Below are 20,725 nucleotides of genomic sequence, written 5' to 3' on the forward strand. Positions count from 1 at the left end.
CTTGCTGAAGTCGAACTCCCGGCTGACGGTCCTGCAAGGCCGGGCGGGTTGGTTAATGCGAAGGCCGGAAGATATGGACGATGCCACGATCGTTGGTTGGGGTGACGCTTCGGACGTCGCCAGAAGGCTGACCGGCTCGTGGTCTCTCGACAGGGTCATCGAAGGCCAGGCGACGATGCGGGGCGTCGCGACCTTCACGGCGCTCGGCGAAGGGCGGCTCGCCTATCGCGAGCAGGGGGCCTTGGCGCTTGCGAACGGCACCATCGTGCAGGCCGAGCGCGAGTACGTCTTCCGCGGCAGCGACCGCGGATTCAAGGTCTTCTTCAGGGAAGATCCGCCGCGGCTGTTTCACGAGATCTTACTGTCCGCCTCATCGGGAGGAGCGTTGAGCGGACATGCGCGCCATCTTTGCAGGCGCGACGAGTATCAGTCGGCTTACCTGTTTCTGCCGGATGGGACGTTCACCATCCGTCACGTGGTGTCGGGTCCAAGCAAGGACTACACGATGAGCACGACCTATACGCCTCTTGCATGATGGAGCTCGCGCGAGGGTAATTGCTGCGCCGTAATTTACGGCCGGAGCCGGCTCTCCGCACTGCGCGGCGCGCGCCAAATGGCCCGTTTGAAAAATTCTGATTGACAGAAATTCGGAAATGTCGTATATGAGCGCCATCCTGGCCCAAGGATAAGGGGCGTTTCGCGATCGTCACGATGCGCGGGCCGGGTGGCGGTGGACGTGGAGTGCATCGGCGCGCAAGCAATCGCAGGGCGGGTTTCCCGTGAGTGGCTGAGCGGCGCGCACACGACCGGTGCGGTTCGCGTACGGCAAAAGCGTGTGGTCCTGGCGCCCGGGGTCTGTGCGCCAAGTCTTGCGGTGACGTAGCGGCCCGACCGGGTCCGCGCGTCAGCCATCCGCAAGGCGACGGGGGCAATAGTGCAACGCTCCCCGGGGAGAGCGCGCCATAAGCCGTAAAACCACTGCGCAGGGAAAGGCCGGGATGTCCAGGCTGCCCTGTATGCCGCTGTGCAGCCTCTTGTAGCGCAACCTTCGCACAGTGGACCGCGGGTGCCAGCCGGCGCCCGGCCTTCCCTGCGCCCTTTCCAAGCAAGGGGGCGTCACGAGAAGCACACAACTCGGGCGCGTTGCGCTGCGAGGTTATGTCCGCATGTCTTCGGGCTGTCTGAAAATTGAATTCAGCCCATTCGTCCTGCCGTTCAGCGCCAGAGCTCACTCGCCGCGACACGGTTGATGTCGGCGAGCCGGCGGTGGGCGTCGGCGTGAATATCCAGGCTCTCAAGCAGCGCCAGCAGGCGGTGATAAGCGCCATCGGCCACCTCGACCGGCAGCGGGGCCTCGTCAAAGGCTTCGACATAGCTGCCGACGAGACCGCTGAGCAGACGGCACAGGCCGCGCTGGGCGGGATCGTCCCGGCCGAGCGTTTCGAGCTTTTGCTGGAATGTCTTAAAGGTGCGCAGGCCGTGGTGCTGTTGCGAAAGCCACGTGTGCAGGTCGTTCATATGAGCTCCTTCGAGTTACGGAAGAAGCTACCGGTTTATACAGACGGGATGTGACGATTGGAAGAGGAGGGGGAGGTCGCGGATCCAGTCCGCCTTCGCCAAGGCTTCGGCGCGACAGCCTTCGCCACTTCGCTTCGATGGCGCGGAGCGTGGCTTGCCCAGCCGTAGCTGCGAAGCAGCGAAGGCTGGTGCCCCTGGCCGGAATCGAACCAGCACTCCTTGCGGAACTCGATTTTGAGTCGAGCGCGTCTACCAGTTCCGCCACAGGGGCCCTCGGTCGGCCCCCCCAAGGCGGGCGTCGCGAAGCCGGCGGACTATAGCCATGGACAAAGCGGGGTCAACCCGCGCCAAAGTGATCCCGGCCGTTCTCGACAGCCGCATGGGGCGGGGTTAGAGCCTTTAGATTAGAGCTTTGGCAAGCGACCCATCGGAGAGAGCTGCCGTGACGACCCAGAGTGCCGCAATACCTGCATTCAGACCGGCGGCCGCCAGCCCGGCTCTGACCGCTGCGCTTCTCGTGACCCTGATTGCGGCAGCCACGATCGCGGGGGCCTGGTTCTTCCAGCTCGTGCTGGGGATCGTGCCCTGTCCGCTCTGCCTGGAGCAGCGCTACGCCTATTATCTGGCGATCCCGCTCGGCCTGCTGATCGCACTTGCCGCCAGAAGCGGCGCGCCGCGGCCGCTGCTGCTTGCCGGCCTTGCGATTCTCGCACTGGCGACGCTCGCCAATGCCGGTCTCGGCACGTACCATTCGGGTGTCGAATGGGGGTTCTGGAAGGGACCGACGGACTGCTCCGGCCCCGTCGTCAATCTCGGCAGCGCCGCCGATCTGTTGTCCAAGCTCGACACCGTGAAAGTGGTCCGCTGCGACGAGGTGCAGTGGCGCTTCCTCGGCCTTTCGCTCGCCGGCTATAACGTGCTGATCTCGCTCCTGATGGCGGCGCTCACCGCGTGGGGATTTGCGGCGACGGCGAAGCGTTAAGGTTCAATCGTCCACATCGTCCTGGGTGCGCCCGAACAGGTGCACGATTCCCGGCGTTGCGATCGTCACGAACACGAAGCGCGACAGATGATGAGCGCCGACGAAGATCGGGTCGATGTGCAGCGTCAGGGCCAACGCCAGCATGGCGTCCATCGCGCCCGGTGCGAAAGCGACCACGACGTCTGAAAACTTCACCTGCGTCGTGAGGGCGACGATGCCGACGAAGATCGCGGAAACGGCGATTGCGACCGCAAACGAGCCCAGCGCCGCATTGATGTGGCCGGCGAGTGTCTTGAGCCGCATGCGCGCGAAGCGGCTGCCGATCAGCGCGCCGATGCCGACCAGTGCCACGCCGCGCACCCAGTTCGGCAAACCGCCCTCGACCCAGCCCGCCCCATGCAGCACGCTGGAGGCGATCATCGCGCCGAACATCCAGCTCGCCGGAAACCTGATCAGCCGCAGCACCAGCGCCGCAGCGAGCGAGGCGGCGACCAGCGTGGCGAGGTCGAGCGGCGAGGCGATCGCCGTCGTCAGCGACGGCGCTGCTGAGGGCGCGACGCCCGCGAGGGCCAGCACCATCGGCAGCGCTGCGGTCAGGATGATGACGCGCATGGTCTGCACCACCGCGATGCCCGGCAGGTCGGCGCCGCGCTCGACCGCCAGGATCGTGATCTGCGAAAGTGCGCCGGGACTGCCGGCGAGGAAGGCCGAGGTGCGGTCCCAGCCGTGGATGCGCTGGAGGTAATAGCTTGAGCCGAAGGTCGAGCAGAAGGTCGCGAGCGCGAGCAGACCGATGGTCAATGGATAGGCGCTGACCTGTTGCAGCAGATGGCGCGAGACGACGGAGCCGAGCGAGATGCCGAGCAGCACCAGCACGGTCTGGGTCAGGATCGGCGGCAGCGTCAGCTGGCGGCCGGCGATCGCGGCAATGCCGACCGCGATCATCGCGCCTGAGATCAATCCGCCGGGAAGGCCCGCGAAGAGAAACACGAGGCCGCCGGCAGTGCCGATGACGAGTGTCTCCACCGTGCTCAAGATCTTGGCACGGCTTGGCCATTCGAACGGCAGGGAGGCGGTGATTTGCTTCACACCACCTTATTGCAAATCAGCGAGAGGCGCACAATTGCAGCCATGTCATGCCGCAATGCGCGCGCCTCTCGCCGGTGTTTGCTGGCCGTCATGTGATGGATTTACTTCTTGTCGGGGGCCGGAGCGGCCGTGCCGGCCTTCGCGGTCTTGATGCACTCGGAGCGGAATTTCTTGCGCTCCTTGCCGTGCAGGCCCTTGGCATCCGCCTGCTTGGAGCATTCGAGCGACTCGGCCGAGCGCTCCTTCGGCGCCTTCTTGTCGGTGGTGGCGGCGGCATCGGTCTTGGCATCGGTCTTGGCAGCCGGAGCTGCGGTCTGCGCGAAAGCGGTGCCGCTGGCGAGCAGTGAAGCGAGAGCGACGGCGGCGAGGCGAGAGGCGAGGGTCATGATGTTTCACTCTTCTTGGGAAAATTGCGAAGGGTCGGCAACGTCGGCTCGCCTTGCTGAACGCGACATGAATAATCTGAACGACGCCATCACTATATTTTTGCGGCGAACGCCGCCGCTTCCTTGTCGCAAGCCGACGACACGCTAGGATAGCAATCCTCGTTTCGCTTTCCTGAGGGAGACCAAGGATGACCATCAAATCAAAATTGTTGTGTGCCGTTGCGGTGTCGGGATTTGCCGCGCTGGTGGCGAGCGCGCCGGCGCAGGCGCTGACCTCGCAGGAGTGCAGCGCGAAGTATCAGGCCGCCAAGAAGGACGGCTCGCTCGGCACCATGAAGTGGAATGATTTCCGCAAGGCCCAGTGCGGTGCGGATGCGACGCCGGCCGCCGCGCCAACCGCTGCGGCTCCGGCCGCGCCTCCGCCGGCTGCCGAGCCGAAGCAGGCCAAGAAGGAGGCGGCCCCCGCTGCTGCTCCGGCGCCGACGCTGCCGGCCGGTCCCGCGATCTATCCGAACGCGGTCGATCCGAAATACGCCAAGGAGACCCCAGGCAAGGCCCGCCTGCACACCTGCGTCGACCAGTACAATGCCAACAAGACCACGAGCGGCAATGGCGGCATGAAGTGGATCGAGAAGGGCGGCGGCTATTACAGCGAATGCAACAAGAAGCTGAAGGGTGCCGCCTGAGCTTCCTGACCACACCGAGGCCGGAGCATGGCTCCGGCCTCTTGCTTCAAGAGAGCAGTTTCTCGGCCGATTTCGCCACCAGTTGCGATCGCTTGCGCGGGCCGCGCTCGACGAACAGAAGGCTCTGGCCGAAGATGAAGCAGTAGAACAGGAAGGCTTGCGCATCGGCCTCCTCGGCTTCGAGACCGGTCGCGCGATAGAGCTCGGCGACATGCCCGAGCCGCGCCGCATCGACGCTCGCCACTGCCGCTGCCGCCTTCTCGTCAGAGCGCGCCCATTGCCGGATCGCGAGCTCGATCGCCATGCCTTCCGGATTCAGCCGCTCGGAATAGAGCTGGATGACCGCCTTCAGCCGTTCGCGGGGCTCGTGGCCCTCGAGACTGGTCTGCTGCGCGATCGATGCCGTGCGCCCTTCGCGCCAGCGTTCCAGCATGGCCTCGAGCAGTGCCGCGCGGTCGGCGAAGCGGCGGTAGAAGCCGCCTTTGGTGACGCCGAGATTCTTGGCCAGCACCTCGACCCGCACGCCCCCGACCCCTGAGCGCGCGAGCTCGGTAAACCCTGCCTCGACCCAGACATCGCCCTTGCCGTCGCTCATGAAGGAAGCCTCACCGGTTCTTGATACGGTGCCGTATTGCTAACGCGGCAAGGCCTTGATACGCTACCGTATCAACAATCAAAGGGCAGGAATGGGCGATGGAGCAGGAGGCGACCTATCGCGGCACGGTGTATCCGTGGCAGTGCGATCACATCGGTCACATGAACATCATGTGGTATGTCGGCAAGTTCGACGAAGCCAACTGGAATCTGTTCGCCCGCCTCGGGCTGACGCCGAGCTATTTGCGCGTCTCCGGCCGCGGCATGGCCGCCGTGCAACAGAACATCACCTATAAGCGTGAGCTGCTCGCAGGCGACATTGTCGAGGTCCGCAGTCATCTGCTCGAGGTTCGCGACAAATCGATCCGCTTCCGGCACGACATGACGAATGCCGAGACCGGCGAGATCGCGGCGTTTTGCGAGATCACCGGCGTGCACATGGACCGCAGCCAGCGCAAGTCCGCGCCGTTCGAAGATGCCATCCGCCAAACGGCTTTGAAGCATCTCGCCGCGCCGGCCGAGGCCTGAGCCATGACCGCGTTCGAGCCGAAGAATCCGGGTTATCGTGCCGCTGCCATTGCCATGTTCGAAAGACAGCCGGCGATGCACACGCTCGGTGTCGTGATCGTTCGCTTGGCGCCGGGCGAAGCCGAACTGGCGATGCTGCATTCACCTCAATTCACGCAGCAGAACGGCTTTGTCCATGCCGGCATCATCACGGCCGGGCTCGACAATGCCTGCGGCGTTGCCGCCTTCACCCTGATGCCGCGCGAGGCCGACATCCTCACGGTCGAGTTCAAGACCACGCTGCTCGCGCCCGCCCAGGGCGACCGCTTCGTCTTCAAGGCCGAAGTGGTCAAGCCCGGCCGCACCCTGACCTTCTGCGAGGCGAGGGCCTTTGCCGAGCACGCGGGCAACACCAGGCTGATCGCGACCATGACCGGAACGTTGATGACGATGCTGCCCCGCGAGGCTCCGCAGACGCTGCACACGTCCCCCGCGGCGCGCGGCGATTGACAAGCCCGCCGTCGCATTCCTTGATGCGGCGATCATGCTCGCAAGTCTCGGCCTCATCCTGCTGTGCCAATTGATCGGCGAAGGGATCGCGCACGGCCTTGGTCTGCCATTGCCGGGTCCGGTGCTCGGCCTGCTGCTGCTCCTGATCGTGCTGCTCGCCCGCGACCGTTTTTCGCTGCTCGCGTTTGGACCCCTGCGCAACGATGGCGTCGAAACGGCGAGCAAGGGCTTGCTCGTACATTTGTCGCTGCTGTTCGTACCGGCCAGCGTCGGCGTCGTGCAGAAGCTCGATTTGCTCGCATCCCACGGCATCGCTATCATCCTCGTGCTGGCGCTCTCGGTAATGGTCACGCTGCTTGCGACGGTGCTGACCTTCCGCCTCGTCAGCCGCCTGTTGAGGCAGCAGGACGCGCGATGAAGGACAACCCGTTTTCGCTCTGGGTCTATCTCTCGCAGTCGCCGCTGCTGTGGCTGACCGTGACGCTGCTGGTCTATGCGGGCACGGATGCGGTGTCGCTGGCGACGCGGCGCCATCCATTCGCCAATCCCGTGCTGCATGCGATGTGGATCATCGGCGCGTTCCTGCTCCTGACCGGCACCTCCTACACGACTTATTTTGCCGGTGCGCAGTTCGTGCATTTCCTGCTTGGGCCCGCCACCGTCGCGCTCGCCGTGCCGCTCTACGAGAACCGCAAGCGTGTGGTGGCCTCCATTGTGCCGATGCTGGTGGCCCTGGTTGCCGGGTCGGTCACGGCCGTGGTGTCGGTGGTGCTGCTGGCCGAGTTCGCCGGGCTGCCGCGCGAGGTGGTGCTGTCGCTGGCGCCGAAATCGGTCACGGCCGGCGTAGCCATGGGCATCGCCGAATCCCTGCATGCGGACCCGTCGCTGGCGGCGGTTGCGGTCATCCTCACCGGCATCATGGGTGCGATCATCGTGACGCCGCTGATGAATTGCACCGGCATCACCGATTACCGCGCGCGCGGCTTTGCCGCCGGCCTTGCCGCGCATGGCATCGGCACCGCCCGCGCCTTCCAGGTCGATGAGATCGCCGGCGTCTTCTCCGGCATCGCCATGAGCCTGAACGCGCTGGTGACCTCGTTCCTGGTCCCCCTGGCGGCCACGCTGCTGGTGCGATGACATTGCGGCTGCGACGCTTTATATCGTCGGTAACAATTCACGGTCCCGATCCGTATTGGCGGAAGATGGGACCGAAACGGGACGAGATATGACTGTATTTCTGAAGAAGGGCCTTGTGCCGACGCGGCGCGCCGCGCTGACGCTGATCGGAGCCGGTGCTCTTGCGGCGGGCGGGATCACCCTGGCGCACGCCGCCGCCGACGATCAGGTGCTGACCGAAGCCAAGGTGCTGCGCGACCCCGACGTTCCCGTCGCCGGCAATCCCGACGGCAACATCTCCATCATCGAATGGTCCGACTATAATTGTCCCTATTGCCGCAAGCTCGAGCCCGAGCTGCGCCAGGTCGTCCAGGACGACGGCAAGGTGCGCTTGGTGATGAAGGACTGGCCGATCCTGGGACCCGTCTCGGTGACGGCCGCCCGGATCGCCCTCGCGGCCAAATATCAGGACAAGTACCACCCCGCCCATGACGCCATGATGGGCGTCAGCTCGCGCCTGACCGAGCCGCGCATCAACGAGCTGCTCGCGGCGGCCGGCGTCGACATGGACCGGTTGAAGCGCGATCTCACCGACCATGCCAGGGACATAGACGCCGTCCTCAAGCGCAACAACGAGCAGGCCGAAGCATTCGGCTTCCGCGGCACGCCGTCCTTCATCGTCGGCAAGTACCGTGTGCCCGGCGTGCTCAGCATGGCCGAATTCGAGCAGGTCATTGCGGATGCGCGCAAGGCCAAGATGAACTGAAGCAAGCCGCGTTCATCACGTCCAGCATAAAGGCGCCGCCGCGAGCCCGCGACGGCGCCTTGTTCATGTCGGGTTGGTCGTGATTACTTCGACGAGATCCGGACCCAATCCTTGTGCGCGCGGTCGCGCAGCAAGTCCCAATCGGCCTTCGCGACATCCCAGTTCACGATGGTGCGATTGGTGATCGCAACCTCGCCATTGGCGACGGATGACGTCTGCATGGAGTCATAGACATAGACGCCGCCCGCGAGCAGCAGCGCGCCCAAGATCATTCCGAAAAAGGTCTGCATGGCGAATCTCCAATGACGGGCGATAACGTCGGCCCGGAGCGATGGTTCCGCGGCCATGCGGCGCATCTAAGGAGAGGTCGTTCATTCTCCGTTCAGCCATTCCAGCAGCTCCGCATTGATCTCGCGCGGATAGGTGTGGCTGAGATCGTCGATCTCGCGGTAGGTGACGTCGGCTCCGGCGGCGGAGAGCGCGGCTTGCGTCTGCCGTGCGGTCTGCACCGGAAACATCCAGTCGAGCTTGCCGTGGGTGATGAAGATGGGCAGCCCTTGCAGGCGCGCGGCATCGGCCATCTCCGCCATCAGCGGATGGAAGGTCGCCGACACCGGCGCCAGATGCGTGAAGGGCGAGGCGCCGTCGAGACCGGTGACGTAGCTGAAGGTGCCGCCGTCACTCATGCCGGTCAGCAGCATCCGCGAGGCGTCGATGCTCCAGCGGCTGCGCACGGTCTCGACGATGCGCATCAGGTTGGGCGTGTCCGCATCGTCGCCCATCAGCGCCCAGGTCTGGCCGGTCGCGGTCGGCGCCACCAGGATCGCACCAAGGCTGCGGGCATCGCGCAGCCAGCTCCACAGGAAGCCGCGTCCATTGCCGCTGCCGCCATGCAGCGCCACGACCAACGGCATGGCCCGATCCGGCGTGTAATATTCGGGGACATAGACCGAGAAGCCGCCGCGGCTGCCGGGCTCGTTGTGATCATGGAAGATGCCGGTATCTTCGCTCGCGCCGCTCTCGAGCCGTGCCAGCAGGTCTTCGTTCTCGCGATTGGCGGCGTTAAGGAAGAAGCTGCTGACCGGTGGAAACTGCACCGACAGCGGATAGAGCGCCTCCTGCGCGCGCGGCAAATGGCGCAGCGCGCGGAACACCGCCACGAGATCGCCATTGCCGCGCTCGACCTCGCGGATGCCGGCGAAGGCGGCGAGCGCTTCGTTGCAAGCCCCGTCGATACGGCTTCGCAGGCCGGCAAATTGTTCAGGCCACTCGCCGATCGCCCCGCGTGCCACGTGCAGCGCTTCGTCCGGCGTGCCGATCGTATTCATCACCGAGGCAAAGGCCGGCGGGTGCAGATGCCGCTGGAAGAAGCCGAGCGCTTCCAGCGCATTGAGCAATGGCGGCAACACGGCCACGATGTCGTCGACCACGGCCTCGGTCATCGCAGCGTCCTTGCGTGAGTTTTGTGAGCTCAGTGCAGCTTCGGCGCCTTGAGTAGCTTGAAGCGGTCGGTCGAGGCGACCGTGACGTCGAAGGTGACGCCACTTTCATGATGCACGGTGAGCGGCACGTCGACGCCGGCAGCGCCCAGTGCCCACATCTTCTTGTAGAAGCTGGTCAGGCTGGTGACCTTCTCACCGTTCACCGCGAGGATGACATCGCCGGTCTTGAGCTCAGCGCGTGCAGCCGGGCCGTTGGCGGAGATCCCGATCACCACCACGCGGTTGTCGATCTCGGTCGAATAGAGTCCGAGCCACGGACGCGACGGCTTGTTGACGCGGCCGAACTTGCGGAGATCGTCGAGGATCGGCTTCAACAGGTCGATCGGCACGATCATGTTGACGTGCTCCGCCTTACCGTCGCGTTCGCGCTCGAGCTGAAGCGAGCCGATGCCGATCAGCTCGCCGCGCTCGTTGAGGAGGGCTGTGCCGCCCCAGTTCGGATGCGCGGGATAGGTGAAGATGGCCTCGTCCAGCAGATACTCCCAATAGCCGGCGAATTCCTGCTTGGCCACGATCTGGCTCGCGACCGAGCGCGTGCGGCCGCCGGCGCCGCCGACCACCACACGGTCGCCGATCCGCGTGTCCGCCGAATTGCCGAGCGGCAAGGGTTCGACGTCCAGGTGACCGAGTGCCTGCACGAGGCCGAAGCCGGTGACGGAATCGAAGCCGAGCGCATGCCCTTCGACGACGCGGCCGTCGGCAAGGTGCAGCCACACCGATTCCGCCTCGGTGATGAGATAGCCGATGGTGAGCACCAGCCCGTCGTCGATCACGACGCCGTTGCCGGCGCGTTCGGTGCCCAGCGTCTCGGCGCTGAAGGCGTCCGGCGGGATGATGGCGTGCAGGCCGACGACGGAGGCGAGCGCGCGGTCGAGATCGAAACCGTAATCGCTCGCACGCGGCTGATTGGCCGGCGGCACTCTCCATTCGGTCAGAGCGGGCATGGAGTTCTCCTGGCTGAGTGCATCGCCCGCCATGGCGAGCGGAGCGAGACGCGACGCACGGATAATTTAGGCCGGAGCAGGCCGCCTTGAAAGCCTCGTTCCCCAACTATTCCGGATAGCGGCATGTGAAATCTTGGAAAGGCATGGGACCGCCTGCATAGGCAGCAAGCTGCCGCAGAATCTGGCTGGCATCCGCCGCATGGCTGCTGTCCGGCGAGGTGCTAGGCGGGCTGCCATGAAGCTGCTAACCCTTGCCGCTTCGTTTGACCAAGGGATCACGGACCGAAGCAATGGATAACCGCAGCGACATCTGGCGTGGCGTCGACACGATCAAGGCGCGTTTCATCGACCTTAGCGACAAGGTCTGGGGCATGCCTGAAGTTTGCTACACCGAAGCGCGCTCCGCCGCCGAGCATCTCGCCGAGCTGCGTCACCAGGGTTTCCGCATCACCGAGAAGGTGGCGGGTATTCCGACGGCTGTGATGGGCGAATGGGGCGAGGGCGGACCGGTCATCGCCTTCATGGGTGAATATGACGCGCTGCCGGGCCTCAGCCAGGAGGCGGGCGTTGCGGAACACCGGCCGATCGAGACCGGCGGCCATGGTCATGGCTGCGGCCACAATCTGCTCGGCTCGGCCGCGCTGCTCGCCGCGACCGCGGTGAGGGACTGGCTTGCCGCGAACAAGGTGCCGGGCCGCGTCCGCTATTACGGCTGCCCTGCTGAAGAGGGTGGCGCGGCCAAGGCCTTCATGGTGCGCTCCGGCGCATTCGAGGATACCGACATCGCCATTACCTGGCATCCGCACAGCTTCTGGGAAGTCGCGGTGACGCCGTCGCTGGCCAACACGCGTGCCGACTTCATCTTCACCGGCCGCACCTCGCACGCGGCGGCTTCTCCGCATCTCGGCCGCTCCGCGCTCGATGCGGTGGAACTGATGAACGTCGGCGTGAACTATATGCGCGAGCACATGCCAAGCGACGCCCGCGTGCACTATGCGCTGCTCGACACCGGCGGCATCGCGCCCAACGTGGTGCAGGCCCATGCGCGCGTGCGCTATTCCATCCGCGCCCGTGATCTGCCCGGCATGAACGAACTGGTCGGGCGTGTCAGCAAGATCGCCGAGGGCGCTGCGCTGATGACCGAGACCAAGGTCGAGATGAAGATCATCTCCGCGGTCTCCAACATCCTGCCGAATACGCCGCTGGAGCAGGCGCTGCACAAGGTCATGGAAGAACTCGGACCGCCGCATTTCGACGATGCGGACAAGGGTTTTGCCAGTCAGATCCGCGCGACGCTCACCGACAAGGACATCGCGTCGGTCTATTACGCGATCGGCATGGAGCCGACCGATCGGCCGCTGGCCGACTTCCTGGTGCCGCTCGATGCCAAGCGTAACCCGCTGGTCGGTTCGACCGACGTCGGCGATGTCAGCTGGGTTGTGCCGACCGTGCAGGTTCACGCACCGACGGTTGCAATCGGCACGCCGTTCCACACCTGGCAGGTGGTGGCGCAAGGCAAGAGCCCGCACGCCCACAAGGCCATGGTGCAGGCGGCCAAGGCGATGGCCGGCCTCGGCATCAAGGCGCTGACCGAGCCGGAACTGATCAAGGCCGCCAAGGCGGACCTTGCGAAGCGCACCGCCAAGACTCCTTATGTGTGCCCACTGCCGGACCACGTGTCGCCGCCGCTGAATATGTCCGTGGCGTAGAATTCGTCTCGACACTTCGTCTGATCCGGCGAACAAATTTTCCGCAGTGCAACGTGGAATCCGGCGTGTTTTGACGCCGGATTGCCGAACGCTTGGGCTGCGGAACGCAGTTTTGCCCAACAGACAGCCAGAACATCGTTTGCATACACATGGTCGCAGTTGACGGGCGGCCTATTCAGTGTGCCATCTACCGCCAGCCAAAACCCGGCGGCCGACCCGCGGCCGCCTGCATCCATACGGGAACCAGACGGGGGACAACCATGCTGGATAAAGAACTGCGTTCGATGATCGGTGACGTGAAGGACGGACGGATGGATCGCCGTGCCTTCATCAAGCGCGTGGCCGCCGTCGGCCTCGCCGCCCCCCTCGCCAACCAGATCCTCGCGCTTGGCGGCGTTGCCATGGCGGAAGGCGTTTCGACCTACAAGCCGACGAAGCGCGGCGGCGGCGGTGCCCTGAAACTGCTGTGGTGGCAGGGTCCGACCCTGCTCAATCCGCATTTCGCCACCGGCACCAAGGACCAGGACGGCTCGCGCCTGTTTTACGAACCGCTCGCCTGCTGGGATCCGGACGGCAACATGAAGCTGGTGCTGGCGGCCGAAATCCCCTCGGTCCAGAACGGCCTGCTCGCCGCCGACGGCACTTCGGTGACGTGGAAACTGAAGCCGGGCGTGAAATGGCACGACGGCAAGCCGTTCTCGGCCGACGACGTCGTCTTTACCTGGGAATACGTCAAGGATCCGGCCACTGCGACCGTGACGATCGCGACCTATCGCGATCTCAAGGTCGAGAAGATCGACGATCTCACCGTCAAGATCACCTTCGCGCAGCCGACGCCGTTCTGGGCTGACGCATTCGTCGGCGCCGGTGCCGGCCAGATCCTGCCGAAGCATCTGTTCGCCGATTATATCGGCTCGAAATCCCGCGAAGCTCCGACCAATCTCTCTCCGGTGGGCACCGGTCCCTACAAGTTCGTCGAATTCAAGCCGGGCGATCTCATCCGCGGCGTGATCAATCCCGACTATCACATGGCGAACCGTCCCTATTTCGATACGATCGAGATGAAGGGTGGCGGCGATGCCGTGTCGGCGGCGCGCGCGGTGATCCAGACCGGCGAATATGATTTCGGATGGAACATCCAGGTCGAGGACGACGTGCTGCTGCGCCTTGAGAAGGGTGGCAAGGGCAAGACCATCTATGCTGTCGGCGGCGACACCGAGTTCATCGCGCTCAACTTCACCGATCCGAACGTCGAGGTCGACGGCGAGCGTTCCTCGATGAAGACCAAGCATCCGCTGTTCTCCGATCCCGCGGTGCGCAAGGCGCTGTCGATGCTGGTCGACCGCGACTCCATCAAGAAGGCGATCTACGGCCGCGCCGGCCGCACCACCGCCAACTTCCTCAACGGCCCGGAAAAGTTCGTCTCCAAGAACACCTCCTGGGAGTTCAGCATCGAGAAGGCCTCGAAGCTGCTCGACGACGCCGGCTGGAAGCCCGGCGCGGACGGCATCCGCGAGAAGGACGGCAAGAAGCTGAAGCTCTTGTACCAGACCTCGATCAACGGTCCGCGTCAGAAGACCCAGGCGATCGTCAAGCAGGCCTGTCAGAAGGCCGGCATCGAGGTCGAGCTGAAGTCGGTCGTCGCCTCGGTGTTCTTCTCCTCCGACGTGGCCAACCCCGACACCTACCCGAAGTTCTACGCCGACATCGAGATGTTCCAGATCCCGCTGAGCCAGCCGGATCCGTCGCAGCACATGCGTCGCTACCTCTCGAGCAACGTCGCGACCAAGGAGAACAAGTGGCAGGGCACCAACTTCCCGCGCTGGGTCAACAAGGACTATGACGCCGCGATCAATGCGGCGGACAAGGAAATGGATCCGATCAAGCGCGCCGCCCTGTACATCAAGTGCAACGACCTGCTGTGGGAAGAGACCGTCTTCATTCCGGCGATGCATCGCCTGAAGGTCGAGGCTGCCGCCAATACGCTGCGTCCGGTGATCTCCGGCTGGGCCAACGAAACCGACAATCTGTTCGACTGGTACCGGGAGGAATGATCCCCCAATCCTAGACGGGGTCCTTCCCTCATGAGTCAGTATATCCTGCGTCGCCTGATGATCGCGATCCCGAGCTTGCTCGGGATTTCGGCCGTCTTGTTTTTCGTGCTGGCGCTCGCGCCCGGCGATCCCTTCTCGGAACTGGCGACCAATCCGAACGTCCCGCCTGAGGTCCAGGCCGCGCTTCGGGCCAAGTTCGGCCTCGACGATCCAATCTATCTCCGTTACCTGCACTGGCTCAGCGCCATGCTGCACGGCGACTGGGGCTTCTCCTTCGTCAGCCGCATGAACGTCGACACGCTGATCCTTCAGCGTCTGCCGGCGACACTCTATGTCATCGGCTCGGCGCAGATCCTTGCGCTGCTGATCGCCATACCTGTCGGCGTCTATGCGGCGACGAAGCCCTATTCGCTGTTCGACCAGATCGCGAGCACGCTCGCCTTCATCGGCTTCTCGCTGCCGACCTTCTTCACTGGCCTGCTGTTCATCCTGATCTTCTCGGTGACGCTGGACTGGCTGCCTTTCGTCTACTCCACCGACATCAAGGCGACCGGAATCCGCTGGGTGCTCGAGATGATCCGGCAGGCGATCATGCCGGTCGCGGTGCTCGGTCTGTTCCAGGCTGCATACATGACGCGCTTCGTGCGCTCGGCCATGCTGGACGTGATCCGGCTCGACTACGTCACGACGGCGCGTGCGAAGGGGCTCGGTCAGGCCAAAGTCATCGTCAAGCACGTGATGCGCAACGCCATGATCCCGGTGGTGACGTTGATCGCGTTGCAGATGCCGGCCGTGTTCGGCGGTGCCATCGTCACCGAGCAGATCTTCCGCATCCCCGGCATCGGCTCGCTGCTGATCTCCTCCATCCTTTCCAACGACACGCCGGTGGTGATGGCCGTCACCTTCGTCTTCGCGTGCCTCGTGGTGCTGTTCAATCTCATCGCGGACGTCCTTTATGGCTGGCTTGACCCTCGCATCTCCCTCCGCTGAGCGGCGCGTCTACTCGCCCTGGCGCGAGACGTGGCGGCGTTACAGCCGCCACAAGCTCGCCGTGGTCAGCGCGTTCCTGCTGCTCGTCCTTATTCTGGCCGTCGTGGCCGGGCCGTTCGTCTGGCGCGTCAAGATCAACGACATCGATGTGCTGGCCGGCATGCAGGGGCCCTCGCTCGCGCATCCGTTCGGGACCGACGATCTCGGCCAGGATCTCCTGGCGCGCATGATCTATGGCGGACGCATTTCGCTTGCGGTCGGCCTTGCCGCGATGCTGGTCTCGGTCTTCATCGGCGTGCTGATCGGCGCGCTCGCCGGCATGTCGCGCGGCGCGCTTGGGCACGGCCTGATGTGGCTCACCGACCTGTTCCTCTCGCTGCCGCAATTGCCGCTGCTGCTGCTGCTGATCTATCTATTTCGCGATGGGCTGAAGCAGGCATTTGGCCCCGAAGGCGGCATCTTCATCCTGATCGTGCTGGTGATCGGAGGCCTGCGCTGGATGCCGGTGGCGCGCCTCGTGCGCGCGCAATTCCTGTCGATCCGCGAGAAGGAGTTCGTCGAGGCCGCCCGCGCGCTGGGCGCAAGCCCGGTGCGGCAGGTGGTGCGTCACATCCTGCCCAATGCGCTCGGTCCGGTGATCATCGCCGGCACCATCGACGTTGCGGCGGCGATCATCGCCGAGTCCACGCTATCCTTCCTCGGCCTCGGTTTCCCGCCGGATACCCCGACCTGGGGCCGTCTGCTGTTCGACGCCAAGGATTTTCTCGACATCGGCCCGCACTGGGCGCTGTTTCCGGGCGGCGCGATCTTCATCGCGGTGGTCGCCATCAATTTCATCGGCGACGGTCTGCGTGACGCGCTCGATGCGCGACGGGTGATCTGATGGCGCCGCTGCTCGAAATCAAAGGGCTGAAAACCCACTTCTCCACCGACGACGGCATCCTGCAGGCGGTCGACGGCGTCGACATCTCCATCAACAAGGGCGAGACGCTCTGCATCGTCGGCGAATCCGGCTGCGGCAAGACCGTGACGGCGATGTCGATCCTGAAGCTGATCGCGATGCCGCCCGGACGTATCGCGGCCGGCCAGATCATCTTCGAGGGCCGCGATCTGGTTCCGCTGACCAGCAACCAGCTGGACGAGATCCGCGCCAAGGAGATCGGCTTCATCTTCCAGGAGCCAATGACCTCGCTCAATCCGGTGCTCACCGTCGGCGAGCAGATCGCCGAGAGCCTGCGCCGCCATGAGGCGGTGACCAAGAAGCAGGCGCTCGAGCGCACCATCGAGATGCTGAAGCTGGTGCAGATCCCCAACGCCGAAGGCCGCGTGCACAACTATCCGCACCAGTTCTCCGGCGGCATGCGCCAGCGCGTGATGATCGCGATGGCGCTCGCCTGCAAGCCGAAGCTGATCATCGCCGACGAGCCGACCACCGCGCTCGACGTCACCATCCAGGCGCAGATCCTCGACCTGCTTCAGGACATGAAGGAACGCTTCGGCATGGCGGTGATGCTGATCACCCACGCCATGGGTGTCGTCGCCGAGACCGCGCAGCGCGTCGTCGTGATGTATGCCGGCAAGGTGGTCGAGGAAGCGCCCGTAGACGATCTGTTCGGCGATCCCCGCCATCCCTATACCCAAGGACTGATCCGCTCGATCCCGCGCATCGACCTCGACAGCGAGCACAAGACGCGGCTGGAGGCGATCGGCGGCTCGGTGCCGATCCTGATCAATCCGCCGGTGGGCTGCCGGTTTGCGCCGCGCTGCAAGTTCGCCATGGACGTTTGCACGAAGGTGGAGCCGCTGCTGCGCGAGGTCTCGCCCGGCCACCGCATGGCCTGTCATTTGGGAGATACGCAGTTGGGAGCCGCGTCATGAGCGAACCCTTGCTCCGCGTCAGCGGCCTGAAGAAACATTTCCCGGTGCTCGGCGGCCTGCTGTCGCGCCAGGTCGGCAGCGTTTATGCGGTCGACGGCGTGTCGTTCTCGGTCAACCGCGGCGAGACGCTCGGTCTCGTCGGCGAATCCGGCTGTGGCAAGTCCACCACCGGCCGCTGCGTGCTGCGTCTGATCGAGCCGACCGACGGCGAGGTCACTTTCGACGGCCAGGACGTGCGCAGCCTCGGTGGCAACGATCTGCGCGCGATGCGGCGGAACATGCAGCTGGTGTTCCAGGATCCGTTCGCTTCGCTCAATCCGCGCATGACGGTCGGCGCCATCCTTGGCGAGGCCCTCGTTATTCATAAGCTTGGGTCATCCGCCAAGGAGCGCGAGGAGCGCGTCGCCAGCCTGCTCGTCAAGGTCGGGCTCAAGGCCGAGCACATGCGCCGCTATCCGCACGAATTCTCCGGCGGCCAGCGCCAGCGCATCGTGATCGCGCGCGCGCTCGCGGTCGAGCCGAAGCTGATCGTCTGCGACGAGCCGGTCTCCGCGCTCGACGTCTCGATCCAGGCCCAGGTCATCAATCTCCTGGAAGACCTCCAGGCCGAGCTCAATCTCACCTATCTCTTCGTCGCGCACGATCTTTCGGTGGTCGAGCACATCTCCGACCGCGTCGCGGTGATGTATCTCGGGCGCATCGTCGAGCTCGCGAAGGCCAGCGACCTCTACCGCAATCCGCAGCATCCCTACACCAGGGCGCTGTTGTCGGCGGTGCCGGTGCCCGATCCAAAGCTCAAGCGCGAGCGCATCCGTCTCAAGGGTGACGTGCCGAGCCCGATGAAGCCGCCGTCCGGCTGCCACTTCCACACCCGCTGTCCGATCGCCCAGCCGCGCTGTTCGGAGAGTGCGCCGGAGCTGAAGGAGGGGGCGGGCGGCCATTTCGTGGCGTGTCATCTCGCCTGATTTCCAGTCAGGCGGAGCACGCTTCATTGGTCGTGAAGCAGGCCGTATTCCGAAAGCGCCTGCCTGAAAGTCTCCACTGACGAGTGGTGATGTGCGAGCAGGCCCGCCTTGCGCGCGCCGGCGACATTGGCAGCGAGATCGTCGACGAACAGGACGGTCTTCGGCTCCGCCTGTAGCTCCGACAGGCAGAGGCGATAGCAGTGCGGGTCCGGCTTTGCCGTCTTGAACCGGGCCGAGGCGTAGATCTTGGAGCCGAACAGCGGCCGCAACTCCGGCAGCAGCGTGTCGATATGGTCAGCGACCAGGGTGGTGTTGTTGGTCAGGATGGCAATGTCGACGGTCTCGCGCAGACGACGGACAATCTCCAGCATCGCGCGATCGGCCTGCATCGAACGGCGCCGCGCCTCCACCCACTCCTCGAGCGATAACGGATAGCCGATGCGTTCGCCAAAGCCGCGTAGATAGTCGGCGGTATCGAGCGTGCCGGAATCGCCGAGCAGCTCGAAACCGCTGCCCCAGATCGCCTCGTGGATGAACGCGCTGGTCGATCCTGAAAGCTCCGCCAGACACGCGACGCGCTTGCCCCTGTCGTAGTCGCAGAGGACATTGTCCATGTCGAACAGGACGAACTTGATGTCATCGGTCACGGCGGAGCTCTCGGATGGCCGAACATCCGGCCAGCACGAGATTCATACCTTACCGAAATCCGGCCGACAAATCCGGATGCGGGCCGAACGCGTAAGTGGTCTATTCCTCCAGAGTGAAGCCGACCCGCAGCGTCACCTGATAATGACCCACGGTATTGTTCTCGATGTGGCCGCGCGTCTGCACCACTTCGAACCATTTCATCTCGCGGATGGTCTTGGCGGCGCGGCTGATCGCGTTCTTGATCGCATCCTCGATCGAGGTTTCGGACGATCCGACCAGTTCAAGGATCTTGTAGACGTGATCCTGCTCAGTTGTGGGCATGACGTGCCTCCCTTTGGTTACGCCGCGGCAGGCGCGGCCATGCGAAGCCGCGCGCTGTTGCATCGTTCCCAACTGAACGGGCGCCAACGTCACGGGTTCCGTCAGGTGCGGGGATCCGCCTGGGGAAGCCAAACTATTTTGTAGCGGGCGCCGCCTGCGGCAGGACGGACGCAGGCTCCGTCCCGCGCCACACCAGCCGCAGCAGCAGAACCAGAAGCGCCATCAGCGCGAAGCCGCCGATGGCCGGCGCGAAATGCTGACTGGGATCTGCCTTCTGCCCGAACTGCACGGCCAGTCGCCCCGATTGCAGCAGCCCATAGGCGCCGGCAATCAGGATCAGCCCGTAGATCAAATTGCGCTCGCGCGGGCTCGCCATTTTGGCAAGATCGGGCAAGGCCAAAGCGAGGCCGATCCCGAGGATCGGCAGGTCGTAATCATAGGCGTAAGGACTGATCATCACCGACACCATCACGGTGACGCCGAGAGCGAATTTGGACGAAACACGGCGCAGCATTCCGAGCACGATGGCGAACAAGGCCAGCCCCGCAACGGCCATCTGTCCCCAGAAGGCGGCGCTCGCGGGGAAGCCGGCCTTGTACAGCGCCGCATAGGTCGAGATCATCCGGAAGAGCGGATAGAAACCCTGTTCGAGAAAGCTCGCCGATTCCCTGATCGCACCTAGCCACGCGAGCCAGATCTGCCAGCCGAACAGGAGCGTGCAGAGCAGGGAGCTCGTCAACACGACGCTCGCGGCCGTTCCAAGCGCAATCCAGCGCCGCGTCACGAGCAGATAGACGCCGGCGGCAATCGCAAGATGCGGCTTGATCACCATCGCGCCAAGCGCAAGGCCGGCGAGCCATTGCCGCCGTTCGAGGTTGAGGCAGACCAGCGCCAGCAACGCGCCGGTGAGAAAGCCGTTCTGTCCGCAGCCGATGGTGATCGCCAGCGCCGGAAACAGGATCACCAGCGCTAGCGCGAAATTCGCTCCCGAGATCGCGCGCAGCGTCACGAGATAGAGCGCGAGCGTTGCAATCGTGAACAGGAGATAGCCGACGCCGACTGGCAGGAAGGCGAACGGCGCGACAAGGAGCGCGTATTGCGGCGGGTAGGTCCAGGGCATGAACCCGGTCATGCCGCCGGCGGCCTCCATCTGCATCTTCAGCAGCGCCTCGAAATGATAGACTTGGTCGAGATCGCCGCGCCAGACACGCTGTGCGACGATGTGGAAGGCGTCGAAATCGGCGAGCTCGCGGTCCGCCCAGCCGCCGAAGCGGGCAAACCAGAACGTCTTGAAAGCCACGATCACCGCCAGTGCCGCCAGGATGAAGCGCACATAGGTGGTCCGCTTCGACGGCGAGAGGCGAACCTGTTCCAGGGTTTCGGCGAGCATGGCGGCGGAGACCTCGAACCTGACGGATGGGCGGCCGGCCGGGCGGGGTCCGCAGATCCCTGCCAAACTGCCATTCGAGGCTTAAGGGACGGTAACGAATCCGGAAGGATTTTGGCGGCAGCGCCTCCCTGCCGGAACAGCAGGCGCAGGAATCGGTCCGGCTCGTGGCC

General features: G+C 64.6%; 24 protein-coding genes and 1 tRNA gene. 14 read left to right on the forward strand and 11 right to left on the reverse strand.

Annotation, left to right across the window (positions count from 1 at the left end; genetic code table 11):
- Position 1 precedes the first annotated feature (1 nt).
- On the forward strand, positions 2-535 hold the full coding sequence (locus tag HYH08_RS31375) for a DUF6314 family protein (protein WP_228748201.1): 534 nt from the start codon (positions 2-4) through the stop codon (positions 533-535).
- Positions 536-1,215: 680 nt separating this feature from the next.
- Here the strand turns inward: HYH08_RS31375 and HYH08_RS31380 are convergent.
- A complete protein-coding gene (locus tag HYH08_RS31380) occupies positions 1,216-1,518 on the reverse strand; it encodes a hypothetical protein (protein ID WP_220013700.1) in 303 nt (100 codons plus the stop codon).
- 186 nt (positions 1,519-1,704) lie between these two features.
- Positions 1,705-1,789: transfer RNA gene (locus HYH08_RS31385), tRNA-Leu, on the reverse strand.
- 171 nt (positions 1,790-1,960) lie between these two features.
- Between HYH08_RS31385 and HYH08_RS31390 the strand changes: the two genes are divergently transcribed.
- Positions 1,961-2,500: a disulfide bond formation protein B gene (locus HYH08_RS31390; protein ID WP_220013701.1), complete on the forward strand. Its 540-nt coding sequence runs from the start codon at positions 1,961-1,963 to the stop codon at positions 2,498-2,500.
- Between the two features lie 3 nt (positions 2,501-2,503).
- Here the strand turns inward: HYH08_RS31390 and HYH08_RS31395 are convergent, their stop codons facing one another.
- Positions 2,504-3,589 (reverse strand): AbrB family transcriptional regulator, encoded by a 1,086-nt coding sequence (locus HYH08_RS31395; protein ID WP_220013702.1) that lies wholly within the window; start codon positions 3,587-3,589, stop codon positions 2,504-2,506.
- Between the two features lie 101 nt (positions 3,590-3,690).
- Complete coding sequence (locus HYH08_RS31400; RefSeq protein WP_220013703.1) at positions 3,691-3,975, reverse strand: PsiF family protein; 285 nt, start codon at positions 3,973-3,975, stop codon at positions 3,691-3,693.
- Positions 3,976-4,163: 188 nt separating this feature from the next.
- Here HYH08_RS31400 and HYH08_RS31405 point away from each other — a divergent pair, with 188 nt between their 5' ends.
- Positions 4,164-4,661 (forward strand): hypothetical protein, encoded by a 498-nt coding sequence (locus HYH08_RS31405; RefSeq protein WP_220013704.1) that lies wholly within the window; start codon positions 4,164-4,166, stop codon positions 4,659-4,661.
- A 46-nt stretch (positions 4,662-4,707) separates the two neighbouring features.
- Here HYH08_RS31405 and HYH08_RS31410 read toward each other — a convergent pair whose 3' ends face one another.
- Positions 4,708-5,256 carry a TetR/AcrR family transcriptional regulator gene (locus tag HYH08_RS31410; protein ID WP_220013705.1) on the reverse strand — a complete coding sequence of 183 codons (549 nt, stop codon included), beginning with the start codon at positions 5,254-5,256 and terminating at the stop codon, positions 4,708-4,710.
- Positions 5,257-5,354: 98 nt separating this feature from the next.
- Between HYH08_RS31410 and HYH08_RS31415 the strand changes: the two genes are divergently transcribed.
- The 5 genes from HYH08_RS31415 to HYH08_RS31435 all read left to right on the forward strand — a co-directional run bounded on the left by HYH08_RS31415 (position 5,355) and on the right by HYH08_RS31435 (position 8,154).
- The gene (locus tag HYH08_RS31415; protein ID WP_220013706.1) at positions 5,355-5,783 is read left to right on the forward strand and encodes an acyl-CoA thioesterase; all 429 of its coding nucleotides are present in this window, start codon (positions 5,355-5,357) and stop codon (positions 5,781-5,783) included.
- A gap of 3 nt (positions 5,784-5,786) precedes the next feature.
- Entirely contained in the window at positions 5,787-6,272 is a 486-nt protein-coding gene (locus HYH08_RS31420) for a PaaI family thioesterase (protein ID WP_220013707.1), read from the forward strand.
- 34 nt (positions 6,273-6,306) lie between these two features.
- The gene (locus HYH08_RS31425) at positions 6,307-6,690 is read left to right on the forward strand and encodes a CidA/LrgA family protein (RefSeq protein ID WP_220013708.1); all 384 of its coding nucleotides are present in this window, start codon (positions 6,307-6,309) and stop codon (positions 6,688-6,690) included.
- Positions 6,687-7,409, forward strand: a complete 723-nt coding sequence (locus HYH08_RS31430) for an LrgB family protein (protein ID WP_220013709.1) — start codon at positions 6,687-6,689, stop codon at positions 7,407-7,409. Before HYH08_RS31425 ends, HYH08_RS31430 begins: the two co-directional genes overlap by 4 nt.
- A gap of 88 nt (positions 7,410-7,497) precedes the next feature.
- The gene (locus HYH08_RS31435) at positions 7,498-8,154 is read left to right on the forward strand and encodes a DsbA family protein (RefSeq protein ID WP_220013710.1); all 657 of its coding nucleotides are present in this window, start codon (positions 7,498-7,500) and stop codon (positions 8,152-8,154) included.
- Between the two features lie 83 nt (positions 8,155-8,237).
- On the opposite strand, the gene HYH08_RS31440 is transcribed toward HYH08_RS31435, so the two are convergent.
- From HYH08_RS31440 to HYH08_RS31450, 3 genes are all read right to left on the reverse strand, one after another.
- Complete coding sequence (locus HYH08_RS31440) at positions 8,238-8,444, reverse strand: hypothetical protein (protein ID WP_220013711.1); 207 nt, start codon at positions 8,442-8,444, stop codon at positions 8,238-8,240.
- An 81-nt stretch (positions 8,445-8,525) separates the two neighbouring features.
- Positions 8,526-9,596 carry a carboxylesterase family protein gene (locus tag HYH08_RS31445; protein WP_220013712.1) on the reverse strand — a complete coding sequence of 357 codons (1,071 nt, stop codon included), beginning with the start codon at positions 9,594-9,596 and terminating at the stop codon, positions 8,526-8,528.
- A 29-nt stretch (positions 9,597-9,625) separates the two neighbouring features.
- Entirely contained in the window at positions 9,626-10,600 is a 975-nt protein-coding gene (locus HYH08_RS31450) for a S1C family serine protease (RefSeq protein WP_220013713.1), read from the reverse strand.
- 290 nt (positions 10,601-10,890) lie between these two features.
- Between HYH08_RS31450 and HYH08_RS31455 the strand changes: the two genes are divergently transcribed.
- The 6 genes from HYH08_RS31455 (at position 10,891) to HYH08_RS31480 (ending at position 18,196) form a co-directional block, all read left to right on the forward strand.
- A complete protein-coding gene (locus HYH08_RS31455; RefSeq protein ID WP_220013714.1) occupies positions 10,891-12,309 on the forward strand; it encodes a M20 family metallopeptidase in 1,419 nt (472 codons plus the stop codon).
- A 260-nt stretch (positions 12,310-12,569) separates the two neighbouring features.
- Positions 12,570-14,363, forward strand: a complete 1,794-nt coding sequence (locus HYH08_RS31460; RefSeq protein ID WP_220013715.1) for a peptide ABC transporter substrate-binding protein — start codon at positions 12,570-12,572, stop codon at positions 14,361-14,363.
- Positions 14,364-14,393: 30 nt separating this feature from the next.
- Positions 14,394-15,353, forward strand: coding sequence for an ABC transporter permease (locus HYH08_RS31465; RefSeq protein WP_220013716.1), 960 nt, complete (start codon positions 14,394-14,396; stop codon positions 15,351-15,353).
- The gene (locus tag HYH08_RS31470) at positions 15,319-16,236 is read left to right on the forward strand and encodes an ABC transporter permease (protein WP_220013717.1); all 918 of its coding nucleotides are present in this window, start codon (positions 15,319-15,321) and stop codon (positions 16,234-16,236) included. Before HYH08_RS31465 ends, HYH08_RS31470 begins: the two co-directional genes overlap by 35 nt.
- Complete coding sequence (locus HYH08_RS31475) at positions 16,236-17,231, forward strand: ABC transporter ATP-binding protein (protein ID WP_220013718.1); 996 nt, start codon at positions 16,236-16,238, stop codon at positions 17,229-17,231. The genes HYH08_RS31470 and HYH08_RS31475 overlap by 1 nt, the downstream gene beginning before the upstream one ends.
- Positions 17,228-18,196 carry an ABC transporter ATP-binding protein gene (locus tag HYH08_RS31480; RefSeq protein ID WP_220013719.1) on the forward strand — a complete coding sequence of 323 codons (969 nt, stop codon included), beginning with the start codon at positions 17,228-17,230 and terminating at the stop codon, positions 18,194-18,196. Before HYH08_RS31475 ends, HYH08_RS31480 begins: the two co-directional genes overlap by 4 nt.
- Positions 18,197-18,219: 23 nt before the next feature.
- On the opposite strand, the gene HYH08_RS31485 is transcribed toward HYH08_RS31480, so the two are convergent.
- From HYH08_RS31485 to HYH08_RS31495, 3 genes are all read right to left on the reverse strand, one after another.
- On the reverse strand, positions 18,220-18,843 hold the full coding sequence (locus tag HYH08_RS31485; protein ID WP_349631479.1) for an HAD family hydrolase: 624 nt from the start codon (positions 18,841-18,843) through the stop codon (positions 18,220-18,222).
- Positions 18,844-18,943: 100 nt separating this feature from the next.
- Positions 18,944-19,165, reverse strand: a complete 222-nt coding sequence (locus HYH08_RS31490; RefSeq protein WP_220013720.1) for a dodecin — start codon at positions 19,163-19,165, stop codon at positions 18,944-18,946.
- Positions 19,166-19,298: 133 nt separating this feature from the next.
- Positions 19,299-20,555, reverse strand: coding sequence for a glycosyltransferase family 87 protein (locus HYH08_RS31495; RefSeq protein WP_220013721.1), 1,257 nt, complete (start codon positions 20,553-20,555; stop codon positions 19,299-19,301).
- Positions 20,556-20,725 lie beyond the last annotated feature (170 nt).

The sequence above is a fragment of the Bradyrhizobium sp. BR 10289 genome, from assembly GCF_019455385.1.
Classification (GTDB): domain Bacteria; phylum Pseudomonadota; class Alphaproteobacteria; order Rhizobiales; family Xanthobacteraceae; genus Bradyrhizobium.